Genomic DNA, 17602 nt, shown 5'->3' with positions numbered 1-17602 from the left:
AACATACATCATTTTGTCACCCAAACTGTACTTATGAAGAAAAGAAATTTATCCTTAATGCTTTGCGCCGGCCTGGGCGCGCTTGCTTTGTCCAGCTATGAAGCATCTCCGGCAACCAAGTCCGCAGCCGGTAACCGCACAGGGGCTGCGGGTTCTCCGGCAAGCTGCAGCGGAGGCGGTTGTCATGCGGCATCAAGCAGTGCCACTACCGCCGCATTCGTGGTCGCGGATCCTGCCGCCCCAACCACACCGGTCAGCCAGTATGTTCCCGGTAAAACCTATACGGTAACGATCGGAGGAACCAACACTTCGGCAAAACCCAAATTCGGATTTCAGGCTGCTGTAACGAATGCTTCCAATGCGAGCACCGGTACGCTTACCGCAACAGCTTCTTCCACTGCGGTGCATACTGCCAGTTCCATTAAGATAGTTGAGCATACCACACCGCTTTCCGGAAGTTCCGGCGTTTACACAGTAAGCTTCAGCTGGGTGGCACCTGCTGCGGGAACGGGTACGGTTACTTTTTACGGAATGCTGAATGCAGTGGACGGAACAGGTACCACTTCAAACGACCAGCCGAGTAACGGATTCACATTATCACTTACGGAAAAGCCTGCCTCGTCTATAACGGAAAACAGCATCAGCAATAAATTGCTGATTGTGCCTAATCCTGCACAGGATTTTATCAGTGTAAAAGGATTGAGCACAAATACTGCTTCTGTTGCGATTTTCAGCGTGAGCGGTGCGCAGGTGATCAGTACCGCAAATACCGCGAATATCAATATCGCTTCACTTGCAAAAGGCACCTACGTGCTGAGCGTGCTGGAAAACGGACAGCGTTCATCAGCCGTTTTCGTGAAGGAATAATAAACATATCATTCACTTCCATAGTCCCTGCAAGCGCTTATCTTGCAGGGACTTCTTTTTTTTAAATGATCTTATGGGCAGCAAAAGAAACAAGGCATTGCAACTGATACCAGAGCTGTTGAAACCGAAGAAAAGGCGTATTGCTTACGATCCCGCACAGGAACCGCCGCAACGCCGGGCCGATGTGCAATCGGTCTATTCCGTGTTTCACTATAATGAGACCGAGCTGCTGGAACAACAATACAGTTCCATCAAAGATCACCAGGACCTGCGCAAACCCGGATACATCACCTGGATCAATGCGGACGGACTCAAAAAAGAGGAAGTGGAGCAGCTTTGTCAGGCCTTTGAAGTGCATCCGCTGCTGGTGGAAGACATCCTGAGTATCGGGCAGAGGGCTAAGATGGATGAAATGGACAATCGTATGTTCTGCCTGCTGCCGATGATCTATTTCAACAACACTGCTGCCTGTATCGAATTCGAGCAGGTGAGCATTGTAGTGGGTGAAAATTTTGTACTATCGTTCCAGGAAGACGCTACCCGCGATGTGTTTGATCCGCTGAGGCACCGGCTGCGCAGCGGCGGACAGCGCCTGCGCGAGCGCAAAGCAGATTACTTGTGTTATTCGCTGCTGGATGTGATTGTGGACAGTTATTTCGGGGTATTGGAAAAGCTCGCGGATAAGATCGATGAGATCGAAGATGCGTTGCTGGCCGACCGTGATGCCACGATACTGGCATCGATCAGCCACCTGCGGAAAGAGGTGATGCTGATGAAGAGATCGATAGCACCGGTTCGCGAGCTTGTGGGCGGATTTCTCCGCACAGGCAACCAACTGGTCGAAAGCAGGCATGAAAAATACTTCAAAGATGTGTCTGACCACATTATCCAGGCGAATGATACCTGCGAAAACCTTCGTGACATGCTCAGCAACCTTCAGGATCTGTACATGAACCGGATCAATCTCAAAATGAATGAGGTGATGAAGATTTTTACGATGGTATCGCTGCTGCTGGCCCCGGCAACGGTAATCGGCGGCATTTTCGGAATGAACTTTGAACGTATTCCTCTGCTGCATGATCAGCGCGGGTTTTACATATCCGTTGCGGCTATGCTGCTGATACCGCTGATGATGATCTTATATTTCAAGCGGAAAAAATGGCTTTAACCGTGCAGGTGTGCGGCTATGAATGAAACCATCGTCTTGGGGAATGCAAAGCGCTGCAATTCGCTGATGTCTACCCAGAAGCCCTCTGTATCAGGAACAGTAAGTTGTGCGGATAATTGCGCTTCGTAAAATTCGGATAATATCAGTTGGTGCGTCAGGCGTTGACGCAGGCTTCCGATATGCCGCAGGGCGACACGCGCCGTTGTCAGCTGTTTTATTTCTTTTTCGATCTGTTTCAGGGTTGCCGCTTCGGGTGTCTCAATGAGCAGGAATTCGTGCAGATCCTGCCAGATACCTTTTTCCTTACGCTGCCGTATCCACACTGAATCGCCGGAGCGCATCACCACGTAATTGAAATGGCGTGTCTGAACAGACAGCTTCTTTTCCTTTACCGGGAGCAGACCGGTCAGGTTCTGACGGTACGCGGCACAGCGCTCTGCAAGCGGGCAAAACATACATAGAGGTGCAGCAGGCGTACATACCGTAGCACCCAGATCCATAATAGCCTGGTTATACGCAGCAGGGGAATCTGCATCTATCAGCTCCTGCGCCAGTGAAGCAAAAATGCGCTTCCCTTCGGTACTGTCCACCGGGGTTTCGATTGCGAAAAAGCGTGATAATACGCGGTACACATTTCCATCCACCACAGCATGAGGCAGATCGAACGCAAACGAAGCGATTGCTGCAGCGGTATAGGGCCCTACCCCTTTCAATGCAAGGATCTCATCATAAGTATCGGGAAAACGGCCTTGATACGTATCGCTGATAAAGCGTGCCGTTGCGAGCATATTGCGGCATCGATTATAATAGCCAAGCCCCTGCCACAGACGGAAAACCTCCTCATCGGGAGCAGCCGCCAGTGAACGGATATCCGGGTAAGTGCGGGTAAATTTCAGATAATAGTCCAATCCCTGCGCTGCTCTGGTCTGCTGCAGTATGATTTCGGAAAGCCATATCCTGTATGCGTTGCGCTCTCCTTTCCAGGGTAACGAACGATCGTTTTGCTCGCGGTGCCACCGCATCAGCGATTCCCGGAAAAATACATATTGCGCTTTTGTTGCCATAATATCAGATACGCACCCGTGGATCGAGCCGGGTATAAATAAGGTCTGTAAGCAGGTTTACCACAACAAATATCGTTGCGGAAAGCAGCACCGAACCCATCACCAACGGAAAATCGAAGCGGTCCAACGCATCTACCGTGAGTTTACCCAGGCCCTTCCATCCGAAAATATATTCCACAAAAAACGAACCTGCCAGCAGCTCTGCTGTCCAGCCGGAAATAGCCGTCACCACCGGATTCAATGCATTGGGCAATGCATGGCGCATATACACCTGAAACCGGGACAACCCTTTTGCATACCCGGTCCGTATAAAATCTTTATGAATCGTATCCAGCAGCGAACTGCGTGTGAGCTGTGTGATGATCGCCAGTGGTCTTACGCCTAAAGCAAATGCCGGCAGGACCAGGTGTCGCAGCGCGAGCACTTTCTGACCGGTAAGCGGGTTATATTCCCAGAGACTGCCGGTCATTTCCAGACCGGTGTACCGCTGAAGTACGTACGCAAAAACATATGCTACCAGAAGCCCGGCAAAAAAAGAAGGCAGCGATATACCCGCCACCGATGCGGCAACAGCTGAAGTATCGATCCAGGTACCTTTATAGTAAGCAGACAGCATCCCCAGCGCAATACCCAGCAGCATTGCTATCAGCATTGCAGTAACTGCCAGCACGAGTGTTCCGGGTAATGCTTCTCCCAACACTTCAGCTACATTCCGTTTGGTGCGGTACGAACGCCCCAGATAGGGCCGCTTTAAGACAACTTCTTTAGTGCCGGAGTGAAATAATACATGGTAGTTATATTTCAACGCATTTTCCGGACTGTGCTTATAAACGGACAAAGGCGCAAGGTCGTTCAGGTACAGCAGGTATCGCTCACCAAGCGGCTTATCGAGGTTCAGTTCCCTGCGCACATTTTCGAGAGAACTGAGATCGCTGCGCTGTCCCAGTGTTAGCCGGGCCGGATCGGCAGGCAGCACATTGAACAGCACAAACACGAGGCTCACCACTCCCCAGAGTACGAGTAAACTGTAACCGAGCCTTCGCAACATAGCTTATTGGTAAGAAAGCGTATTTCCGGTGAGTGTGATTCCTTTCGGATACGTCTTGAACGACCATTTTCCGCGGATAGTGCCATCCTGCAGCAACATCAGTCCCGGGTTGGTACGCATGGCTGTTTTGCTAACGGTTACATCCATCACCAGCCATTGCGCTCCCTGTAATTTGTATTGCTCAGAGAAACGGTTTGCATCATTACGCCCTGAGGATGTGAGTACGTAGAATGGCACATTCAGTTGCACCGATTGCCGGATCAGGTTATGGATGCGGTCGATATTTTCCGTACTGGCTTTATTTACATCACGGATAAATAAAAAGAAGGTGTATCCCGGTTGTTTTAAGATCGCCTCGGTCTGTTCATTTCCTTCATAATCACTCAGCACAAAATCCTTGATCTCAGGATCAGCGTTTCCTTTCTGAATAAGGATACTTTTGCTATCCACAAATTTCCAGGTAGAATCTTCCCAGGGAAAATTGTTTTCATCGAACTCCTGTTGCTTGCCGTCTTTCTCATATATCATGATCGTCTTGTAAACATCCGGTTTCGATCCGGGAGGGGCCTGCATCTTCGTCCAGATATGCGTTCCCTTTTTGTAAGCAAGACAATCGAAGTAAGGGAGGTAGTTCAGCGTTCGCCATTGAATACCGAAAGCCAGTATTACCGTAATTGTCATCAATACGCCTGTAATACGATTATTGAACATTTGCGGGACCCTCTTACGAAAAGCGAACAGGATCAGCACAAAAGCCAGCAGGATCACATCTTTCCAGAATGTTTCTGCATTCGATATCTTGATACAATCACCAAAGCAGCCACATTCTTTGATCTTGTCGGTAAGGTAAACGTAAGCCGTAAGAAAGGTAAAGAAACCGGTGAGCAACAGTAACAGAAATGAAAATATGCGGAACGCAACGCCCAGCAAAACCGCCACCCCTGCGATGATCTCAAAGCCGATCATAGCCACGGAAAAGGCGAGGGAATAAGGCATCAGACCATGCATGCCCCAGACTTCAAAAAATTCATTCATTTTGTAGCTCAGCCCGTAAGGGTCGTTCGCTTTAATGAGTCCGGAGAATATAAACAGCACACCGACAATGATGCGCAGCAGCCAAAGCAGATATTTCATAGTGTTTCGTTAGTTAAGGTCTTTCAAAAATAGGGAAAGTTTTAAAGGACCGTGTTGCGCATTTGTGAAAAGCGGTACCGGCTAGATACCGGGCGCACAGGCAGGGAGTTCTTCCAAGCTGTAAAAAACCGGCAGGCCTTTGGCGACAAACACCGCCACTTCCTGATCCGCGCCGGCAGAAGCACCTCCCATACGCAATACAGCGTCGCAACGATCAGCGAGATGCAGGCACAGGGGCATCATTGCATATATGTCGGTACCGGCAGCTTCAATAACCGGCAGAAATGCGTTCACACCCAGCACCGGAACATGCCCTTTCCGAAACACTGCGAGCGCCAACTCATTCAGGTAAGCATGATTGCGGCTCCATACTGCAGGGTCTGCCGACCCGTGTGTGTAAGGACCGGAGATCATCACCATCATAGGTTTGGATTTATCTGCGGTATTGTCCATGGTATATCAATTGTTACGTTCCTCACCGATACGGATCAGCGCAAACAAAGCGTAATTAACGATGTCCGCAAAGTTCGCGTCTGCGCCTTCGGATACCTGAACACGGCCGTCGTTGGCGATGATCTGGCGGATGCGCAGCAACTTTACCAGAATCAGGTCCACGAAGGATGCCTGGGACATCGCGCGCCATGCCTCGCCATAATCGTGGTTCTTTTTCAGCATCAGTTCCTTTACGGCGTTCGCATGCAGGTCGTAATACGTACGGGCCTCCTCAACCGAAAGATCGATCTGTTCGTCCGCCCCTAATTGCTGCTGTATCAATGCAATGATGCCGTAGTTAACGATGCCGATGAACTCGCTTTCCACGGAGTCTTCGATCAGTTGTACAGTGTTTTCCTGTATCTGCCGGATACGCCATGCTTTGATATAAATCTGGTCGACGATAGATACCGGACGCAATACACGCCAGGACGTTCCGTAGTCCGCAGCTTTTTTAAGGTACAGGTCCCGGCAGGAATGAATAATATTTTCGTACTGATTCAGTGTATTACTTGCTGTAGTCATTTTATTTTTGTGCTTCCTGCTTAGGATCTGATTTATGAGCTTCAAAAATACATATTTGCCCGTTGCCACACTGCTGCAAAGTAAAGGAAAGTTGCTGGACCTGTCCCGGCCACAGATCATGGGCATTATCAATGCTACCCCGGACAGCTTTTTTGCAGGCAGCCGCAAGCGCGGTACCGAAGAAATGCTGCAACGTGCTGAGGAAATGATCCGGCAGACTGCCGTTATACTGGATATCGGCGGCGTGTCTACCAGGCCGGGCGCTGATAATGTGAGTGAACAGGAAGAAACCGACCGTATAATACCAGCGATCGAGCTGCTAAACCGGCATTTCCCGGAAACCTGGCTTTCGGTGGATACGTACCGGTCGTCTGTAGCCCGGCAGGCTGTAGCCGCCGGCGCACATATCGTAAATGACATCAGCGGCGGTTTGTTCGATGATACAATGCTTTCTGCCGTTGCAGAAATGGGCGTACCTTATATACTCATGCACTTACGCGGCACACCGGAAACTATGCACCAGCCCTCCGGATACGCCAATGTAACGGAAGGAGTATATGAAGATCTGCGACAGGCTTTGCGACGCTGCACAGATGCCGGCATTAAAGATGTGATCCTGGATCCGGGATTCGGCTTTTCCAAAACCCTGCAAGAGAACTATGATCTGATGAATCATCTTTCGGCTTTACGCGGGATGGGCAGACCTGTCCTTACCGGTATCTCCCGCAAATCGATCATCTACAAAACATTGGGCAATACGGCGGAAGAGGCGCTGAACGGCACGACAGCCCTTCATATGGTGGCACTGCAACAGGGAAGTACTTTATTGCGGGTGCATGACGTTGCGGCAGCGCGGGAAGCCATAAACCTGTTCGAGATGCTTTAGCTATTGCTTAATAGAATATTGCTGATCATTTTAAACAGGAAAAACAAGGGCTTTACCGGCATTCATAAAAAATCAAACTATCTTTCGCTCATGTTTGCTTCCTTTTTCCGGAAAAAATCAATTCAACGCATCGTCGCAGATGCCCAGGCCGGTTTCGGCGATGCAGAGCATACGGGACTGCACAAGGTACTTTCCGTACGCGACCTCACTTTGTTCGGGATGGCTGCCATTATCGGCGCCGGTATTTTCAGCACTATCGGTACGGCCTGTTTCGACGGCGGACCCGCGGTCATTTTCCTGTTTATCGGCATTGCGCTTACCTGCGGCTTTTCTGCCCTTTGCTATGCAGAAATGGCTTCACGCATACCCGTTTCGGGAAGTGCTTACACATACAGTTATACTACGTTCGGGGAACTCATTGCCTGGATCATCGGCTGGGACCTGATCATGGAATACGCCATTGGCAATGTCACCGTAGCCATTTCGTGGAGCGGCAATTTTACCACATTCCTGAGGCAGATCGGTATCCATCTTCCTGATTATCTCACCCGCAGTTTCCTCGAAATCCGTAACGGGCATCTGGGTTATCTTTCTTCGCTTACCGATGGCAAAATTGCAACCGAAGCACAACGCGCTGCCGAGCAGCTCTGGAACAGCGCGCCTCATATAGGCAGTCTTCCGCTGATTCTGAATCTGCCCGCCTTCGTGATTACGTTCATCATTACGGCGCTGGTGTATATAGGCATCAAGGAAAGCCGGGCAGTAAGCAACGGCATGGTGATCTTTAAAGTGCTGGTGGTGCTGATCGTAGTGATTATCGGCGCTTTTTACGTGCAACCGGAAAACTGGACACCCTTTGCGCCAAACGGAATGGAAGGCGTGCTGAAAGGAACGAGTGCCGTATTCTTTGCCTATATAGGTTTCGATGCGCTGTCTACAACTGCAGAAGAGTGCCGCAATCCGCAGCGGGATCTTCCGCGAGGTATGCTGTACTCGTTGCTGGTTGCAACGCTCATATACATATGTGCTGCGCTGATTCTTACCGGCATGGTCAAATACACCTCTTTGGGCAATGAGGCATTCCTCGCAAATGCTTTTCTCCAGAGAGGCATCAACTGGATTGGCGGCGTGATCGCATTCAGTGCATTGATCGCGACGGCCAGCGTGCTGTTGGTTTTCCAGATCGGTCAGCCCCGTATCTGGATGAGCATGAGCAGGGACGGATTGTTACCTGCAAAGTTTGCCGAAATCCACCCGCGTTTTAAAACACCGAAATTTGCCACGATCCTCACGGGATTTCTCGTAGGTATTCCCGCACTGTTTATGGACGCAGCTTTCGTAACAGACATGTGTTCTATCGGCACTTTATTTGCCTTTACCCTTGTTTGTGCCGGTATTATGGTGTTGCAAAAGCGGAAAGATCTTCCCGATCCGAAATTCAAAGTTCCTTATATCAATGCCCGTATAGGTGCGCCGGTTATTGTGTTGGGCGTATTGTGGCTTTTATTCCGCGAAGATGCTGAGGGTAAGAACATCGCCTCTGGCATTTTCACTATGGAAGGTGGCTATGAAGTCTGGAAACACCTGATCCCGTCCTGGCTGTTTTATGTTTGTTTTGCCATTGCATGCGGACTGGCGTTTGTGCGCCGCTATTCACTGATTCCTTTGCTGGGCGTATTATCCTGCCTCTACCTCTTATCAACGCTGGGTGTGGTAAACTGGGTACGTTTTATTGTATGGCTGGCGATAGGGATGATGATCTATTTGGCCTACGGCCGAAAAAACAGTAAACTTGCGCGCTAGTATTAATAAAAAATCCTGCTTTGTTTACCCGTAAATCGATGGATGACCTTCAGCGTATTGCCGCTGCTGAGAACCAGAATGCTCCCAAGTTTCCGCTGATCCTGATACTCGACGATGTGCGCAGTATGCAGAACGTAGGTTCCGCCTTCCGTACTGCAGATGCGTTCGCCGTTACGGCGCTGTACCTGTGCGGTTATACGCCGCAACCTCCGCACCGCGATATTCATAAAACGGCGCTGGGAGCAACCGAAACCGTTACCTGGAAACATTTTTCCGGTGTTGCGGAAGCGATCGCCGCTGCCAGAGACGAGGGATACCAGGTGGTATCGGTGGAACAGGCGCACAACAGTATCGGACTGAATACCGCAGCGGCAGAATTTCTCGAAAGGCCCACGGCGCTGATTTTCGGAAACGAGGTGAGCGGCGTCAGCGATACGGCTTTGGCAGCCAGCGATGCATGTATCGAGATACCTCAATACGGCAGCAAACATTCGCTGAACATTACAGTTAGTCTGGGAATTGTGGTCTGGGAGTTTGTCCGCAGGAAATCGATATCCTAATGATGGCGTGCTGCCATTCCCTTGATAAAGTCTGCAATAAGGTACGCCAGTAATTTTCCGGTAAGCGGCGCCTCGTCTGTACGGCCATTCAATACAGCTGCGGCCTCGGGCAAATGCAGGTAGCAGGGTATCAGCGCGTGTGTACAGAAATGAATATACTGCCTTGCTTCGCGTGTACTGATACCACTGGGAGTTTGCGCGCTGGACAATACGCCTTCTATAGCATCCATATCCAGTTCTATTCCGGATATACCACCCTTTAAATGAGCTGCCGCTCCGGAAAGCGCTTCGGCGAAGGAAAATTTATGGCGGATAAAAATATCTTCAAAAAACGAAGCGTGCAGGTAGGTTTCTTTGCTGATGGTAGCTACAATATCCGCAGCGTTGTATGATTCATGCAGCCCGACGATTGCATAACGGTCCAGATAACCATGCTCACGGGCGTAGCGGAATCCGTTACCACTGTGACGGCCTTCCATACGACGGTAGTCGGAATGAGCATCCAGGTTGATGCAGTGAACCGGATGCCCCAATGCATCCGAGACGCCTTTCAGCAGCGGATAAGCATTATTGTGGCCACCACCGATCACAATAGGAATTTTCCCGGCCGCAACAATTGTGCTGATTACGGGCGCCACCTCTTCATCTATACGGGCAGTGAGCTTTCTTAATGCATCTGTATCCGCCTGGCGGGATTCCACCATCCATTCCGAAAAATCAAAATGTCCCAGGATCAGCAGTTCTGCGCCTGAGAAGGCAGGAGTCGATTGAATATGCAGCAGCGATCTGAGCGCAAGCGGCCAGGCAGACGCAGCTCCGCCGATGCCCATATTGGCGCGTACGCCTATGTCTTCGGGGATACCAAGCAGCACAAACTTTGCATTGCTCAGCTGTATCGCATCTTCGACGGCAGTACCGGTCACCGGCACATGCACACATTGACCCAGACGCGTTTCCCCTGCACGCAGGGTAAGCAGATCGCTTAAGTGCTTATCGGTAAAGAGTGAGAAGAAGCGGCTCATCAGCTAAAGGATTAGTGATTGCGCGATACGCTAAGGAGCCAGACGGAATTTGCGCCAGCTACCGGCGTTATCCGGTTCGAAACAGATGCGATCATGAAGACGGCTTGCACGCCCTTGCCAGAATTCGATACGATCAGGAATTACAGCATAGCCTCCCCAGTGTTCAGGTCTTGGAATATCACCGTCTGCAAAACGTTCGCTGTATTGCTGTTCGTTCTGTTCGATCACTTCGCGACCATGGATTTCGGCACTTTGCGGAGAAGCCCAGGCGCCTATACGGCTTGCAGCCGGTCGGCTCCGGAAATAAGCATCGCTGGCATCGGAGGAGACTTTTTGCACACGTCCCTCCACCCTTACCTGACGTTGCAGCTCCGGCCAGAAGAAAACAAGCGCAGCATGTGCATGATCCGCGATTTCTTTTCCTTTGTCGCTGTTATAATTTGTAAAGAAAACGAAGCCTCCCTGCTCGACTCCCTTGAGAAGGACAATACGCGCGTGCGGTCTTTGCCGGGCATCTACAGTTGCGAGGGTCATTGCATTTACCTCGATCACCTGCGCGGCGAGCGCTTCGGAGAACCAGCGGGAGAAAAACACAAGTGGGTCATCACCCACAGCTTGTTCATCCAGGGTGGCCAACTGATAATCTGTACGTATATCGGCTATCGAAGACAAGGTTATTATTTGCTTTTAGCAAACACGTATTTGAACATTACGTACGCCAGTTCGGCAGTGAGAATCAGGCTGGTAACCCAGCACATAGCAACACCTACTTTGTTACCGGCATCATACAGAGCGTTCAGAACTATTGGGTTAGCGATCATAAAACGGATTTGTTAAATTTGCCGGCAAGGTACGACCGTTATTTCAATTTTCCAGCCCTTCACCCCAAAAAACGCACTTGCCTTGTATTTACTGGGGATTGTAGCTACTTTTCCCGCAAATTTGCACGCCCGTTGATGCTGCTACGTCATATTCCGTTTCTCAAAGCCGTACTGATGTACGCCTGCACCGCATTCGGCGGACCGCAGGTGCATATGGCTATGATGATCCGGACCTTTTCCCAAAAGCGAAAAGATGTGACGGAAGAAGAGATCCTCGAATACAACGCCTTTTGCCAGATACTGCCTGGTCCTTCGTCTTCTCAGACGGTTTTCCTGATCGCTTACCGCCGCGGAGGGGTACCGCTTGCTCTGCTGACGCTGCTGATCTGGATTCTTCCGGCAACGCTGATCATGACCCTGCTGTCGTTTCTGCTGCTGTACCTCGACTCGAATACATTGCAAACGCAATTATTCCGCTTTATGCAGCCTATGGCGCTGGGGTTTATCGCCTATGCCGCCATTAAGATGATGAACAAGAGCGTGAAGCATCCTGCCACCTGGGGTATTATGATCGGAAGTGCGCTTGTCACCATTTTTATCAAATCACCCTGGGTATTCCCGCTGATCATTCTTTCCGCGGGATTCATCAGCAATTTCAGCGATAAGCGGATACCGGGCCAGAATCCCACCAGCTTCAAGGTCAACTGGGATGTGCTGTGGGTGTTCGTCGGCGTATTCCTTGTCGCCGGTTTTCTTTCAGAATGGGCAAGGATCGAACATTGGCAGCACCGGCGCATCTTCAATCTGTTTGAAAACTTCTACCGTTTCGGAAGCATTGTATTCGGTGGCGGACAAGCGTTAATACCGATGATGCTGTACCAGTTCGTTACCCGCAGGCAACACCTGGCACAGACGCCCCTGCTCACCCAGAGTCAGCTTATGACGGGATATGGTATGTTGCAGGCAGTACCGGGACCGGTGTTTTCCATATGTACGTTTGTGGGTGGTATTGCGATGAGTTCGGAAGGGCCTTTATGGCAGATACTCGGCTGCGTTACGGCCACCGTCGGAATATTCCTGCCGAGCACACTGATGATGCTGTTCCTGTTCCCGCTGTACCAGAGCCTCAAAAACTATGTGATCATCTACCGTTCCATCGAGGGTATCAACGCTGCAATCGTAGGAATGGTATGGGCTTCCGGGCTGATCCTGTTCCGGTCTCCAAGCGCCAACGTGGAAATCGTGAATATTGTGATAGCAGGCATTACTTTCTGTATCTTGCAATTTACCAAGATACCCGCCCCCTTTATCGTGATGGGCTGGATATTACTCGGATGGGTCACCAGTCTGTAAGCGACAAACATGAAAGCAGCTCCGATTCGTTTCTTCAAGGATATTTTTATCAGCCCGCGCTGGTATATTATCGTGCTCGGCAATGCCGTACTGTTTCTTGCCGCCTATTTCTTTCCGGTGCTGGTCACTCCGGCTTATGCGCTGATGGTGTTGTGGATACTGTTCACACTTTGTGATCTGATATTGCTGTTTGGCAGATCGCGCGGAATCAGTGCTCAGCGCAGCAATGTGCAGGCCTTCAGCCTGGGAGACGAGAACGAAATGAGCATCGAACTGCGGAACGACTTTCCGTTTGCAGGCAGTCTGCAGGTTATCGACGAATTACCGGTACAATTTCAGAACCGTGATTTCCGTATGCAGTTTAATGTGCCTGCGGGAACGATCTTTCGTCATACCTATCAGCTTCGTCCGCAAAGCCGGGGCCTCTATTCGTTCGGACACATACTGGTGTATGCGGAGAGCCCGCTGCATCTGTTACGCCGGCGCTTCGTCTGCGGAGAACAGACAGATATAAAAGTGTATCCCTCCTTTCTGAAGTTGCGGCAATATCAGCTGATGGCCCTGAGCGACAGCAATGCCGCAGGAGCCAAAAAAATGCGGAGACTCGGGCATAGCCTGGAGTTTGAACAGATAAAAGAATATGTTGCGGGCGATGATATCCGCAGCATGAACTGGAAAGCCACTGCCCGGCGCGGAACGGCCATGCTCAATACCTATACGGATACCCGTCAGCAGCAGATTTATTGCATCATTGATAAAGGCAGGACCATGAAAATGCCTTTCGACGGGCTGAGCCTGCTCGATTACGCGATCAATGCATCGCTGGCCTTATCCTACGTAACCCTGCACAAACAGGACAACGCGGGACTGATCACGTTTTCCGGGGACCAGGTAGAGGTGGTGCCCGCAGACCGCCGTAACAAACAATTTGTAGTGCTCCGTGAAGCCCTGTACCGGCAGGAGACAGATTTCCGTGAAAGTGATTTCGAGCAATTACAGCAGCAGGTGGCGCGAAAAATCAATCAACGCAGCCTGTTATTGCTGTTCACCAATTTTGAGACCATGGCTTCGCTGGAAAGGCAACTACCCTACCTGCGCCAGATGGCCCGCAGGCACCTGCTGTGCGTGATCTTTTTCGAAAACACCGCAGTACATCAGCTGAGCCGCCAGGACGCCAGAACCCTCAAACAGATTTACACACAAACAATTGCGGCCCGTTTCGACTACGAAAAACGCCAGATCGTCAGGGAATTACGCAAGCATGGGATACTTGCCGTGCTGAGCAAACCGAAAGATCTCACCGTCAATGTGATCAACAAATACCTGGAGCTGAAATCGAGGCAAATGGTGTAAGCCGCAAATCTTCCTTACTTTTGCGCTCCATATTTGATAACCCGAATTAAATTCCCGACATATGTCCAGATTCTCCTCGTTTAACTTCAAGGATAAAAAAGCAGTAATCCGCGTAGACTTCAACGTTCCGATCAAAAATAATGTGATAGGTGACGACACCCGTATCCGCGCTGCTTTACCAACAATAAAGAAAGTACTTGCCGATGGCGGATCTGTGGTTCTGCTGAGCCATTGGGGACGTCCGATAAAAGACATGGAGAAAAAGCCGGAACTCACCAAAGCGGACTTTTCCCTGAGCCGTATCGTAGACCGCCTGAGCGAACTGCTGGGCACTCCGGTGCAATTTGCTGACGACTGTATGGGCGAGGCTACAGAACAAAAAGTAGCTGCATTGCAGCCCGGCCAGGTATTGCTGCTCGAGAACCTTCGTTATTATAAAGAAGAAGAGAAAGGCGGCGCTGAATTCGCGAAAAAGCTGGCCTCCTACGGCGATGTATATGTAAACGATGCATTCGGAACTGCTCACCGTGCGCACGCTTCCACAGCTGTTATGGCTGAGCATTTCAGCGCGGATAATAAAATGTTCGGTTTGCTGATGGAGGGAGAAGTAAGTTCTGCTGAACAGGTGCTCCATCATGCAGAAAAGCCGTTTACGGCAATTATCGGTGGCGCAAAAGTTTCCGACAAAATACTGATCATCGAGAACCTGCTGGATAAGGCTACAGACATTATCATCGGTGGCGGTATGGCGTATACTTTTTTCAAAGCGCAGGGCGGCAAAATCGGTTCTTCTCTTTGTGAAGACGATCGCCTGGAACTGGCCAATGATCTGCTGAAAAAAGCCAAAGCAAAAGGCGTAAATATCCACCTGCCGGAAGACAGCATTACTGCAGACAAATTTGCTGCTGATGCCAACACAGACCTGGCAAACAATACTGAAATCCCTGACGGATGGATGGGATTGGACATCGGGCCTAAAGCATGTACCGCCTTCTCAGAAGTAATTGGCCGTAGTAAAACGATCCTGTGGAACGGTCCTATGGGCGTGTTTGAAATGGAAAAATTCCAGAACGGCACCCGTACCATTGCGGAAGCTGTAGTGGCTGCTACCGAAAAAGGGGCATTCTCACTTGTTGGCGGCGGCGATTCTGTTGCGGCTGTCAATAAATTCGGTTACGCAGACAAGGTAAGTTACGTGTCTACCGGTGGTGGTGCAATGCTGGAGTTTTTTGAAGGCAAAACCCTTCCGGGTATTGCCGCTATAAAAGCTGATTAAGCAAATAAACCTGTCGAAAAACGCTCCGCACCTTTGGGTACGGGGCGTTTTTGTTTGATACGTTATCCAAACGAAACAAGCCGTCCTCTAGACGGCTTGTTTCGCTTTTTATAAATGCAATTCCCGATTATTGAAACAGAATTGTCACAGAATTGTTTCTTTTGCAATTCAAATTATTTGTCCCGTGAACAACTTTGAATCGCAACCCGGACCGGAAAAGCCGGCCAACAAGAAAAACTGGCTGCGGCGACTCGGCATACTGGGTTTTCTTTTCTTCCTGTTGAAAGGTATTGCCTGGCTGTTTGTATTTTATTACGGTGTAAAATTCTCGGGCTGCCGGTCTGAGTCGAAACCTGCGGCTTACATTTTTTCCGGCAGCTCAATACCCAGCATAGACATTGCGTGACGCAGCGTACGCGCGATCATCACCACCGTCATCAGCCGCATCTGCTTTTTCTCTTCAGATTCTGCTTTTGCAATGCTGTGCCGGTCATAAAAAGTATTGAAAGCCTGCGCCAGCGAGAAGCAATAGTTACATAGTACGCTCGGACTCATTTCTTTTGCAGCAGTCTCTACTGCAACCGGATATTGCTCGAGCATCTTCAGAATATGCTTTTCAGCCTCAAACAATCCTTCGCCGATAGATTTACCTGCAAAAACATCCGCAGCAGGCATCACCGGCAGTTGCTCTTTACGTAATACCGAACAAATACGTGCATGGGCATACTGGATAAATGTCGCAGTAAAGCCATGCAGGTCTATTGACTCCTGCGGATTGAAAATCATTTTCTTCTTCGGATCTACGCGCAGCAGGTAAAATTTCAGAGCCCCCAGTCCGATCATTCGGTAAAGCTGCTTTTGTTCTTCCCCGGAAAATCCGTCTGCCTTACCGTTTTCTTTCGTCTGCTGTTCAGCCATGCTGATCATTTCCTCGATCATATCATCCGCATCCACTACGGTTCCTTCCCGGCTTTTCATACGCCCTGAAGGCAATTCCACCATACCGTAAGAGAGGTGAAAGATACCATCGGCGCAGGGTTCACCGAGCTTTTTCAAAATCAGCTGCAGCACCTGCATGTGGTAATTCTGCTCATCCGCGATCACATATACCGAACGGTCCAGTCCGAAATCATTGTATTTAAGCACAGCAGTACCCAGATCCTGTGTCATATACACAGAAGTGCCGTCTCCGCGCAGCAGCAACTTCTGATCGAGTCCGTCTGCCGTAAGATCTATCCATACGGAATTATCTTCCTTGCGGAACAGTACTCCTTTCTCCAGTCCTTTTTCCACAATGGCTTTCCCAAGCAGGTAAGTATTGCTTTCGTAATAGAATTTGTCGAAATCGATCCCAAGGTTTTTATAGGTGATATCAAATCCTGCATACACCCATGCATTCATCTGTTTCCAGAGCGACACCACAGCCTCGTCCCCGGCCTCCCATGCGCGCAGCATCTGCTGTGCCTCTTTCATGATCGGTGCTTCCTTTTCTGCAAGCTCTTCCGACATACCCGAAGCCATCAGCTCTTTTACCTGGGCTTTATATTCGTCATTGAAACGGACGTAATAGTCGCCTACAAGATGATCGCCTTTTATACCTGAAGATTCCGGAGTGGCACCCTGGGCAAAATGCTGCCAGGCCACCATAGACTTACAGATATGAATACCACGGTCGTTTACGAGGTTCGCTTTGACTACCGTATCACCGTTCACCTTGAGTATATTGCCTACGGCATAACCCAGAAAGTTATTCCGGAGGTGACCGAAATGCAGCGGTTTGTTCGTGTTGGGCGAAGAATATTCGATCATCACTTTTTTGCCGCTGGCGGCAGCTGTTCCGTAACACTGGTTGTTCCAGTTGCGGGACAGCATATCCAGGAAAAAGCGATCATTTACGGTAAGATTCAGAAAGCCGCTTACTACCTGGAATGCGGTGAACAGTTCCGGATGTTGCTCAGTGAGCCATACCCCGAGTGTGTTACCCAGTTCGTCGGGCTTCTGGCGCAGCATTTTTACGAAAGGAAATAATACCACGGTGTAATCGCCCGTAAATTCTGATTTCGTCTCATTCACACTGATAAGCCCCAGGTCGAAGCTCTGATCAGGAAAAAAATGTTGCAGCGCTTCCAAAGCAGCGCTTTTTATTTGTTGGGTAAGCATATCTGGAAAAATTGGGCCACGAAAATAATCAATAAAGCCCGAAAACAGGGTGTTGGGGCTAAGAAACGCT

Annotated in this window: 17 protein-coding genes; 8 read left to right on the top strand and 9 right to left on the bottom strand. The window is 49.9% G+C overall.

Annotated elements, in window-relative coordinates; genetic code table 11:
• Nucleotides 1-33: 33 nt before the first annotated feature.
• Together ABD846_RS14100 and corA are read left to right on the top strand one after the other, a co-directional pair.
• Nucleotides 34-867, top strand: a complete 834-nt coding sequence (locus ABD846_RS14100) for a choice-of-anchor V domain-containing protein (protein WP_344828398.1) — start codon at nt 34-36, stop codon at nt 865-867.
• Nucleotides 868-940: 73 nt separating this feature from the next.
• Nucleotides 941-2035 carry a magnesium/cobalt transporter CorA gene (corA, locus tag ABD846_RS14095; RefSeq protein WP_344828395.1) on the top strand — a complete coding sequence of 365 codons (1095 nt, stop codon included), beginning with the start codon at nt 941-943 and terminating at the stop codon, nt 2033-2035.
• On the opposite strand, the gene mutY is transcribed toward corA, so the two are convergent.
• From mutY to ABD846_RS14070, 5 genes are all read right to left on the bottom strand, one after another.
• A complete protein-coding gene (gene mutY, locus ABD846_RS14090) occupies nt 2032-3099 on the bottom strand; it encodes an A/G-specific adenine glycosylase (RefSeq protein ID WP_344828392.1) in 1068 nt (355 codons plus the stop codon). The two genes, corA and mutY, sit on opposite strands and share 4 nt — an antisense overlap.
• 4 nt (nt 3100-3103) lie before the next feature.
• Entirely contained in the window at nt 3104-4147 is a 1044-nt protein-coding gene (locus ABD846_RS14085) for an ABC transporter permease (RefSeq protein WP_344828389.1), read from the bottom strand.
• A gap of 3 nt (nt 4148-4150) precedes the next feature.
• The gene (locus ABD846_RS14080) at nt 4151-5281 is read right to left on the bottom strand and encodes a BT_3928 family protein (protein ID WP_344828386.1); all 1131 of its coding nucleotides are present in this window, start codon (nt 5279-5281) and stop codon (nt 4151-4153) included.
• A gap of 81 nt (nt 5282-5362) precedes the next feature.
• Nucleotides 5363-5734 (bottom strand): hypothetical protein, encoded by a 372-nt coding sequence (locus ABD846_RS14075; RefSeq protein ID WP_344828383.1) that lies wholly within the window; start codon nt 5732-5734, stop codon nt 5363-5365.
• Between the two features lie 6 nt (nt 5735-5740).
• Complete coding sequence (locus ABD846_RS14070; RefSeq protein ID WP_344828380.1) at nt 5741-6298, bottom strand: DUF1599 domain-containing protein; 558 nt, start codon at nt 6296-6298, stop codon at nt 5741-5743.
• A 34-nt stretch (nt 6299-6332) separates the two neighbouring features.
• Here ABD846_RS14070 and folP point away from each other — a divergent pair, with 34 nt between their 5' ends.
• From folP to ABD846_RS14055, 3 genes are all read left to right on the top strand, one after another.
• Nucleotides 6333-7184, top strand: a complete 852-nt coding sequence (gene folP / locus ABD846_RS14065; RefSeq protein WP_344828377.1) for a dihydropteroate synthase — start codon at nt 6333-6335, stop codon at nt 7182-7184.
• Between the two features lie 90 nt (nt 7185-7274).
• On the top strand, nt 7275-8987 hold the full coding sequence (locus tag ABD846_RS14060) for an amino acid permease (protein ID WP_344828374.1): 1713 nt from the start codon (nt 7275-7277) through the stop codon (nt 8985-8987).
• Between the two features lie 20 nt (nt 8988-9007).
• Entirely contained in the window at nt 9008-9547 is a 540-nt protein-coding gene (locus ABD846_RS14055; protein ID WP_344828370.1) for an RNA methyltransferase, read from the top strand.
• On the opposite strand, the gene ABD846_RS14050 is transcribed toward ABD846_RS14055, so the two are convergent.
• The 3 genes from ABD846_RS14050 to ABD846_RS14040 are packed head-to-tail and all read right to left on the bottom strand — an operon-like array spanning nt 9544 to nt 11390.
• Nucleotides 9544-10569, bottom strand: coding sequence for a formimidoylglutamase (locus ABD846_RS14050; RefSeq protein WP_344828367.1), 1026 nt, complete (start codon nt 10567-10569; stop codon nt 9544-9546). The two genes, ABD846_RS14055 and ABD846_RS14050, sit on opposite strands and share 4 nt — an antisense overlap.
• Before the next feature lie 30 nt (nt 10570-10599).
• A complete protein-coding gene (pdxH, locus tag ABD846_RS14045; protein WP_344828364.1) occupies nt 10600-11241 on the bottom strand; it encodes a pyridoxamine 5'-phosphate oxidase in 642 nt (213 codons plus the stop codon).
• A 5-nt stretch (nt 11242-11246) separates the two neighbouring features.
• On the bottom strand, nt 11247-11390 hold the full coding sequence (locus ABD846_RS14040) for a hypothetical protein (protein WP_344828361.1): 144 nt from the start codon (nt 11388-11390) through the stop codon (nt 11247-11249).
• A 135-nt stretch (nt 11391-11525) separates the two neighbouring features.
• Here ABD846_RS14040 and chrA point away from each other — a divergent pair, with 135 nt between their 5' ends.
• From chrA to ABD846_RS14025, 3 genes are all read left to right on the top strand, one after another.
• On the top strand, nt 11526-12743 hold the full coding sequence (gene chrA, locus ABD846_RS14035) for a chromate efflux transporter (RefSeq protein ID WP_344828358.1): 1218 nt from the start codon (nt 11526-11528) through the stop codon (nt 12741-12743).
• A 9-nt stretch (nt 12744-12752) separates the two neighbouring features.
• Nucleotides 12753-14096, top strand: a complete 1344-nt coding sequence (locus ABD846_RS14030) for a DUF58 domain-containing protein (protein WP_344828355.1) — start codon at nt 12753-12755, stop codon at nt 14094-14096.
• Nucleotides 14097-14157: 61 nt separating this feature from the next.
• Nucleotides 14158-15372: a phosphoglycerate kinase gene (locus tag ABD846_RS14025; protein WP_344828352.1), complete on the top strand. Its 1215-nt coding sequence runs from the start codon at nt 14158-14160 to the stop codon at nt 15370-15372.
• Nucleotides 15373-15732: 360 nt separating this feature from the next.
• Here ABD846_RS14025 and argS read toward each other — a convergent pair whose 3' ends face one another.
• On the bottom strand, nt 15733-17532 hold the full coding sequence (gene argS, locus ABD846_RS14020; RefSeq protein WP_344828349.1) for an arginine--tRNA ligase: 1800 nt from the start codon (nt 17530-17532) through the stop codon (nt 15733-15735).
• Between the last annotated feature and the right edge of the window lie 70 nt (nt 17533-17602).

The sequence above is a fragment of the Rurimicrobium arvi genome (genome assembly GCF_039540495.1).
GTDB lineage: Bacteria > Bacteroidota > Bacteroidia > Chitinophagales > Chitinophagaceae > Rurimicrobium > Rurimicrobium arvi.
This window is presented reverse-complemented; position numbering and strand designations above follow the sequence as displayed.

Coding starts and splice junctions, on each gene's coding strand:
- ABD846_RS14100 (WP_344828398.1), top strand. CDS start 34: ATGAAGAAAAGAAATTTATCCTTAATGCTTTGCGCCGGCCTGGGCGCG.
- corA (WP_344828395.1), top strand. CDS start 941: ATGGGCAGCAAAAGAAACAAGGCATTGCAACTGATACCAGAGCTGTTG.
- mutY (WP_344828392.1), bottom strand. CDS start 3,099: ATGGCAACAAAAGCGCAATATGTATTTTTCCGGGAATCGCTGATGCGG.
- ABD846_RS14085 (WP_344828389.1), bottom strand. CDS start 4,147: ATGTTGCGAAGGCTCGGTTACAGTTTACTCGTACTCTGGGGAGTGGTG.
- ABD846_RS14080 (WP_344828386.1), bottom strand. CDS start 5,281: ATGAAATATCTGCTTTGGCTGCTGCGCATCATTGTCGGTGTGCTGTTT.
- ABD846_RS14075 (WP_344828383.1), bottom strand. CDS start 5,734: ATGGACAATACCGCAGATAAATCCAAACCTATGATGGTGATGATCTCC.
- ABD846_RS14070 (WP_344828380.1), bottom strand. CDS start 6,298: ATGACTACAGCAAGTAATACACTGAATCAGTACGAAAATATTATTCAT.
- folP (WP_344828377.1), top strand. CDS start 6,333: ATGAGCTTCAAAAATACATATTTGCCCGTTGCCACACTGCTGCAAAGT.
- ABD846_RS14060 (WP_344828374.1), top strand. CDS start 7,275: ATGTTTGCTTCCTTTTTCCGGAAAAAATCAATTCAACGCATCGTCGCA.
- ABD846_RS14050 (WP_344828367.1), bottom strand. CDS start 10,569: ATGAGCCGCTTCTTCTCACTCTTTACCGATAAGCACTTAAGCGATCTG.
- ABD846_RS14040 (WP_344828361.1), bottom strand. CDS start 11,390: ATGATCGCTAACCCAATAGTTCTGAACGCTCTGTATGATGCCGGTAAC.
- chrA (WP_344828358.1), top strand. CDS start 11,526: ATGCTGCTACGTCATATTCCGTTTCTCAAAGCCGTACTGATGTACGCC.
- ABD846_RS14030 (WP_344828355.1), top strand. CDS start 12,753: ATGAAAGCAGCTCCGATTCGTTTCTTCAAGGATATTTTTATCAGCCCG.
- ABD846_RS14025 (WP_344828352.1), top strand. CDS start 14,158: ATGTCCAGATTCTCCTCGTTTAACTTCAAGGATAAAAAAGCAGTAATC.
- argS (WP_344828349.1), bottom strand. CDS start 17,532: ATGCTTACCCAACAAATAAAAAGCGCTGCTTTGGAAGCGCTGCAACAT.